Source organism: Streptomyces bugieae (assembly GCF_036352915.1).
Taxonomy (GTDB): Bacteria; Actinomycetota; Actinomycetes; order Streptomycetales; family Streptomycetaceae; genus Streptomyces; species Streptomyces endophytica.
In genome coordinates, this window is sequence record NZ_JAZBJP010000234.1 from 1 (window position 1) to 386 (window position 386).

Below are 386 nucleotides of genomic sequence, written 5' to 3' on the forward strand. Positions count from 1 at the left end.
GTGACGCGGTCACCTGGACCTGGCAGTGGATTCCGACCTACGACGTCTCCCTCGACCTGCGCCTGGACGCGCTGGCCGAACTGATGGTCCTGATGGCCGCCGGGGTCGGCGCGCTCGTCCTGGTCTACTGCGCCTCCTACTTCCGCGACGACACCCCGCAACTGGGCCGGTTCGCCGGGAACCTGCTCGCCTTCGCGGGCGCCATGCTCGCCCTGGTCCTCGCGGACGACCTGATCACGCTCTATGTGTTCTGGGAGCTGACCACGGTCTTCTCCTACCTGCTGATCGGCCACGGCAGCGAACACCGGCACAGCCGCCGCTCCGCGCTCCAGGCCCTGACGGTCACCACGCTCGGCGGCCTCGCGATGCTGGTCGGCTTCCTGATC

General features: G+C 68.9%; 1 protein-coding gene. It reads left to right on the forward strand.

The genetic code is table 11. The features are described 5' to 3' along the window. A partial coding sequence (locus V2J85_RS41035) for a proton-conducting transporter transmembrane domain-containing protein (RefSeq protein WP_330824448.1) occupies positions 1-386 on the forward strand: 386 nt, incomplete at both ends.